General features: G+C 72.5%; 1 protein-coding gene. It reads right to left on the reverse strand.

Annotated features, from left to right (window positions below; all coding sequences use genetic code 11):
- Positions 1–113 precede the first annotated feature (113 nt).
- Positions 114–6,431, reverse strand: a complete 6,318-nt coding sequence (locus QQY66_RS49250) for a hypothetical protein (RefSeq protein ID WP_301987871.1) — start codon at positions 6,429–6,431, stop codon at positions 114–116.
- Positions 6,432–6,927 lie beyond the last annotated feature (496 nt).

Consider the following 6,927-nt stretch of genomic DNA (forward strand, 5'->3'; position numbering starts at 1 on the left):
TGATCACACTGTGTGATCTTCGGGCGGGCCCCGTGGCGCTCGCCTGTCGGGTCCTGGTCGCGGGTCACATCCGGGGTGGGGTGCCGGATTCGAGCCCTATTGAGGTGGACGCGTCAAGTTCCCGGGAAGGGCGGCACCTTCGATGCCACCCGGCCAAGATGATGTGCTCCTGTCAAATTTGGCGGAAGTCGGCACCGCCCGGGGCCGGGGCGGGCGGGGGAGGGCGGCCCCCGCTCCCCGCCCTTCGGCAGATGCCCCGCCCACCCGCCGGGAGGCTGTCGCGTGGCCTGTCGCGTGGCCTGTCGCGTGGCCCCCTGTCGTGTGCTGTGACCTGCGCGAACACCCCCAACCCCCCGGGTCTCCGCCCGGCGCGACAGGGAGCCGCCGGCAGGGGCCGCCGAGGCGGCCGGGCGCGGCTCGCGCCGCCCCGCTCCCCGCGCCGCGGGGGCCGTCTCCGGGCCCGCCGCGGGGGCCGTGGCAGGCGTCGCACCGACCGGTGCGAGCGGGCGGTGCGGCCGGGGACGGGCCGCCATCGTACGACCGGCGCGGCCGTCGGGAGCGCCGCACTCGCCCGGCTCACGTGAGGCGGGAACGGCGGCCGTCCTCGGTGCCGGAACTTGCAGCCGGACGGGACCGCGCTCCAACATCAGCCGGACCGGCGCCGCGGGCAGCATCGGGGGAGTCTGCACCGTGGGCATGTTCACGTCTGCGACTCGCTGAGCGTCCGCCGCTTCGAGCTGGTCCTCGACGGCGGCCCGCTGCTCGGTGGTCCACAGGTTCACGGCGTACGCGTACAGGGCCCGCTGATAGGCCAGCGCCCGCCGGTACCAGATACGCCGGGCCCGGGAGAGGACGGCGCCGGTCACGGCCATGCCCATGAACGGCGACACCGCGTCCGCCGCCTGCTGCGCCTTGTTGCGAATGCCCTCCCCGCGCCCTACGTGCTGCCAGGGGTAATCCCAGCGGAAGCCGACGAGCGCGCCGAGCTCGGCTTGCGTGAACGCCCGGCCGCCGGACGCGCACCCCTGGGGTTCGTCCGCACGGCGCCGGGTGGCGCCGTACCACGTGGCGGTGACGCACTGCGCCACCTTGTCCGCGCTGAACGAACCGCCGCCCTTAGCCCGGCCGGTGACGGGGTCGACCGGCCGCGCGCCCCGGGTGTCGACCCACAGCCCGGATTCCCACCCGAGCGCCTGAGCCACGGTGAGGGAGGGGAGCGGCGCACGGCCGCCCAGCAGGTCAACACGCGTGGTCAGGTCCGGGCGGGTGGTGGGGAGGGGGCGCCGTGTGCCGTCGCCCCACATGGCCCGCTCGGCGGCGGCGACGTCATCGGCACGGACCATGGACCGCGCCCCGTCGGGCTCGCCGTCTCGTACGGCGATCATCCACGTGCGGACACGGTGGGAGGCGGCGCCGTAGGTGGCCGCGTCCTCGACCTGGAAGGACACCCAGTCGAATTGCAGGGACTCGCGCAACTCGGTCTGAATCGCCGCGCACAGCGGGGCGGCGGCCTTCAGCAGGTTGTCTGACTGCTCCATGGTGACGGACGCGAGGATGCCGCCCGACTTCATCATGACCATGGGCCACAGCAGGACTTCAGCCATCAGCGCCGTGCGCTCGTCCGCGCACGCGTCCATGGCCAGCCGCCGGAACTCGTCCGGGGTGCACCCGGGCGCGGCCGTCCCTTCCATGCAGTGCTGCGTCTGAATGTGGTGGTGGCACCCGTCGCAGTCGGCCGTGTCGTCGTGCTCTTCGCACCAGGCTTCCCACTCACCGTCATAGCCGGACGGGTCCCATGCGGCCTCGCCGTCGTTCTCGGCGTCGGACTGGTAGGCGTACTCGTGGGGGCCGCCGTAGTCCTGGCAGACGTCTTCCACCTCAAGGTGACCGAGGTACTCCGAGGCATGAAACAGCAGGTCCATGAACTTCTCGACCTCGGCCGGTTGCACACCGGAGCGCTTCCCGCCGGTCGAAATCGTCGGGCACGGCGTAGACAGGTGCAGCCGCTTGACCGACGTCAGCACGGGGTGCCGAGGGTCCAGCGTGCGGACGTCGGCACAAATGATCGTGTACCCGGCGGCGCGTGCGGTCGCGGCGGCGCCCTCGTTGATCTCGATCCCCACCGCGTCCACGTCGGCCGAGTCGTCGCCCCCCAGGGCGAGGCGCTGCCCCTCCGACATGCCGCCGGGACCGTGGCACACGTGGACCATGCGTTCCGGGCCGTCGTGGGCCGGGCGCCGCGCCCACCGCGCCGGGTAGGGGTGCGCGAACTCCGTGCAGGTGGGGCAGTCGGCGCACTCGCGGCCGTCGGCGCACGTCGCGCAATCGGTGTCGCACCACCAGGAGGCCGCACGCATGGCGTCTTCGTTTCCGTGCGCGGCAATGAACGCATCTCGCAGAGCTGCGCCGTCCAGCTCAATTGACGCGTTCGCGTCAAGTTCCCGGGAAAACCCCCCTTCCCCACCGGGGGCCGAGTCCTCTTTTGAAGCGTCCGCGCCAAGTTCCCGGAGTTCCGCCACCGGCCGAGGAGCGGCGACTCCCGGCACCGTGCCGCCGTCGCCCTCCCACGCCTCCTCGGTCCCGGGGTCGGACACACCGGCCGGAGCCGGAGCGCTCACCGTCGCCGCCGGCGCGACCGCGGCGAGCTCCCCCGCCTCGGCCGCGTGCCCGAGGGTGCCCAGGATGCTCGGGGCCTGCCGACCCCGCTCCTTCGGCCGCCACAGCGGCGCCCCGCCCCGGTACCGCTCGCCGTTCACCCACACCCCGGACCGGCCCTCACACCATGCGCCGTCGCCCCACACCGCGCGCAGTTCGTAGGCCACCGGTTCGCCCCGCCGCTCCGCCGTACCCGCCGCCCGCACGATCACGGTCCGGCCGTCGTCCTCGCGCTGCATGGCGACCGTCCACCCGTTGCCGAGCGCCGTCTCCGCGAGCTGCACCGCGGCCATCGGCAGCCACACCCCCGGGGCCGCCTCGGTCTCGGAGATCACGTCACCGGCCATGTCCCACGCGCTCAGGGTCTCGGCGTCAAGCGGCTTGCCCTCGGCCGGAATCCGGGGCGCCGTCCACGGTTCCACCAGGGACCGGCCCGATGTCGCCACGGCCGCGCGGAAGTCCGCGCCGGGCCCGCGCCCGGTCTTCACCTTGCTGGGGACGTCCGTCGTCTTGAGCTTGCGGCCCGCGTCCCGCGCCGCCACGGCGTCCGCGAGCATCCCCACAAAGGCGCCGTCCTTGTCGGCCGCCGGGTTGTCGGCCGACTCCCACGCCAGGGGGAACGTCACCACGGCCCCGCCGTCCGCCGACAGCCACGCCCCACGACCGGCCGGAACCTCACCCGACAGCAGCCGACCCGCCGACGCGCGCGCCCGCTCCACATCCGCGCGGGTCTGCTCAACTTCCTTCTTCAGCCGGTCGGCGTCGTAGCGCGCGTGCCACGCTCGCCGGTCCATCCGGTACCAACGGGAGTGCACGGCGTCCGCTGCCGCCACCGCCCGGACGTCTCCCGCGGGGGCGCAGTCGGCCACGCGAGCCGCCTCGGCCGCCAGTTCGGCAAGCACACCGGCCGCCGCCTCCGCGGCGTCCGCCGCCGCTTCCGCCGCATGGACCATGTCGGCGCGGCTCACAACCCGCGGGCCCGCAGCTACCGGCGCCGCCTCGGGCGCCACCTCCGGGGCCCCCTTTGATGCGTCCGCGTCAAGTCCCTGGGATTCCGCCGGGTCCGCTCCCGGGTCGGTCACGGTGCAGCCGGCGCGGGTCCGCGAAATGACCTGGTCGTATCGCGCCTTCGCGTCATCGATGGTGTACGCGTTCCGAAGCGTGAGCGTCTTCGCGTTCGCGCGCACCACGGCATAGCTCATCGTGTGCACCTTGCGTACCTCGACGACGTCCCCCGGCTGGAAGTCGGCGCGCTCCCACGGGCGGGACCGGCCCGCGACCGTCTCGGCGAGCTCGGCCGCCTGTCGCGCCTTCCGCGCGACAGCCTCCGCCCGCTCCGCCCCCTCTGTCGCCGCAATGGCCTTGCGCGTCGCCGCGTCGCCGCGCGCCCGGTCCCGCAGCGCGCTGGGGGCGGAGCCGTGGCCCATGAGGATCTTCTGACCGCCCGCGAACCGGCCGTAGTGGGCCGAGGCGGCGGTCTGGAGTCCCTCGGCGCGCTCCCGCGCGTCGACCGCGCGCCGCTCCGCGTCCTCGGCCTTGCGCCGAGCGTGCCGGACCTCCGGCGCCTCTTTTGACGCGTCCGCGTCAAGTTCCCGGGAAAACCCCCCTTCCCCACGGGGGGTTGAGTCTCCGTTTGAAGTGTCCGCGTCAAGTTCTCCGGAAGTCGCCGACCCCGCAGCGGCCCCCGCCACGGCGCCCCCCTCGGTCTCCTCCGCCGGAACATCCGGCGTCACGCCGCTACCGGCCGGAGCGTCACCGGCCGGAACCTCGACCGTCTCGGCCGGTCCCTCCCACCCCGGGCGGGTGATGCGCAGCAGGAACGCCGACGCTTCCGGCCGCACCCGCCCAGCAACCGCGCGCGGTTCCGGCGCGCGCTCCGCGCACTCCTGAGCCGACGGCGCGTCAAGTCCGAACCACCGTGCGACGGCGAGAGTGTCACGCGCCGCCCAACGGGCCGTGTCGACGTCCCCCCGCGCGTACGCGGACTCTGCGCGCTCTGCCCACTGTTCGGCCTCACGGATCGCACCCCGGGCACTGTCGTACTGCTCATCCGTCAGACCGTCCCAATCGATGCGCTGAGCGAACGCACGGACCGTGTCCAGCGCAGCGCGCGCCATGCCGACCGATACGGCCGTCTGCGCGTGTTCCTCCGCCTTCTCCGCCGCGCGCTCCGCGTAGATGCCGTACACGCGCGCCGTCTCGGCCGTTGCCCGCAGCACCGACGCGGGACGCTCCGCGATCACGTACGCGATAGCGGCCCCGGTGACCTCACCCCACGTACCGCGCACGTCCCCCGTCGGAAGGGTCACGGTGTGTCCGCCGCCCGACTGGAAATGGAAGCGGAACGGGAACCGCTCACCGCACACGGACAGTTCCGACAGCAGGTCGGAGCGCCGGAACTCACCCTCGTAACGGTCACCCAGCGACCGCGCTTGCAGCGCTTCCGGCCACTCCTCCGCCGCCCTACGGGCACGCTCGACTGTCTCCGCCGCAGTCTCGGCCGGAACGGGCGCCGGAGCGTCCGCAACGGGGGTCGACTCGGCCGGAGCGTCGCCGGTCGGCTCACCCTCGGCCGGACCCTCCACCGTGGCCGGAGTCTCCGCCACAGCAACGGCACCGACCGTCACGACCGGCAGAGCCGCAGCGTCCGCCGCCCACTCCTCCGCCACCGTGTCCGACACCCCGTAGTGAGCGCGCGACATGTCCACCTGACGGCCGTCCGGCGCCGGAAGCGTGAACAGCGTTGCCGCGTCCGCCGCGTCGTCCCCCTCGGCGCACTCCGCAGCGTCCGCCCATGCCTCGCACTGTGCCGCGTCAGACTCCGCAGCGTCCGCCGCCGCTTCCGCCTCACGCACGAGCCGCGCCATGTCGCGCGAGTGCGCATCGATGATCTCCCACGCGCTCTCAGCGTCGAACAGGGACGGAAGAACGATCACGCCCCGGTTCCGGTCCTCACGCTCGAAGGTCCCAAACTCGATCATGGTTTCCTTGTGCGCGTGCTCCGCCGCGTCGTGAGCGTCGTCCCAGCCCTTACGGTCGTCGTCGGCCCAACCCTCGGTTGCGGACGCTTCCACGCGCGCGGCGTATTCCTCGCACTCCCCGAGTGCGGCGGATGCCGGACCCTCCCCCAAGTCCCAACGGGCCGACAGCCATTCCAGACCCGCGCGCGTACGCTCCGCCGACCCGTACGGCAGAGAGCACGTGACCGCATCCGCGTACGCCACGCGCGCGGACAACCGCTCATCTTCCGCCGCCGCCGCCGCACGCGCGCGCTCCGCCGCGGCCTCCGCACGCCCCTGCGCAGCGTTGCCACGCTCGTATGCAGCCTTGACGCTCTTCAGACCCTTGGACACACGGTCATGCGCCTTGCACGCCTTGACGCGGAGTTCCTCCGCACCCTTGACGTCCGCCGCTTCCGCCTTGCAGTCGACACAGCTTCCGTCGGTGCACTCGGTGCACTCCGGCACGTCCGCCACGATCGGCCACGCGTCCGGAACCGTCGCGCGGGGAGCGCCGTCCGTCTCGGCCCGGTAGTAGGTGAGTGCCGCGCGGTAGCCGCGGGGGTTCGACGCCGACCACTTGCCCGCGCGCCACGTGTACCGCTCCGAACGGGGGTCGGTCGGCGTAGCGATGACCAGCGTCCACGCGTCTCCGTCCCGCTCGACCATGGCACCCCACCCGCGACCGGTAGCCGCGCCGGCCAGCGCACCGAGGTTCCGCGGAGCACCCTCGGCGAGCGCTTCGGCAACGGGCATCGGGACGGTGGTTGCAGTCATTCGGGCCTCTTCCGTTCGGTCCGCCGCGGCTCGTCCTCGGCGGTTGGTGCGGTTCCCACCCTACGGGAGTTGCAGCAGAACTACAAGTTGAACTGCAAGTTGGGCTGCAACTCTCCGGCCTGACCGGCACGCACCGACCGGCCCCGGGGCCCAACCCTGTGGAAAAGGTGCGCACTTGATGGCGGGTTGGGAGTTGACCAGGGGAAACGACCGATTCCGGCCCCGAAACCGCCATCGGTGCACCCGAACCGGTAAGGGGTGAAACTTTGGTGTCGGGTGTTACTCGAACAGCCGCAAGGGAACTGATGGGGCATCAGCAACCGGGTTTGCACTGGTCAACACCGAACCCGCCAAACGGTGCACCCCCGGGAGTTCGTTCGATTTCGGGACTGTGGAAAAAGAGCGCACCAAATGGCGGGTTCGGATCACTCTCTCTGCCCTCGGCGAGGTGCTGCGAGGAGGTTCACTGGGTAGTAAGTTAACCTTAGCAATACGT

It is taken from the genome of Streptomyces sp. DG2A-72, assembly GCF_030499575.1.
Taxonomy (GTDB): Bacteria; Actinomycetota; Actinomycetes; order Streptomycetales; family Streptomycetaceae; genus Streptomyces.

Coding starts and splice junctions, on each gene's coding strand:
- QQY66_RS49250 (WP_301987871.1), bottom strand. CDS start 6,431: ATGACTGCAACCACCGTCCCGATGCCCGTTGCCGAAGCGCTCGCCGAG.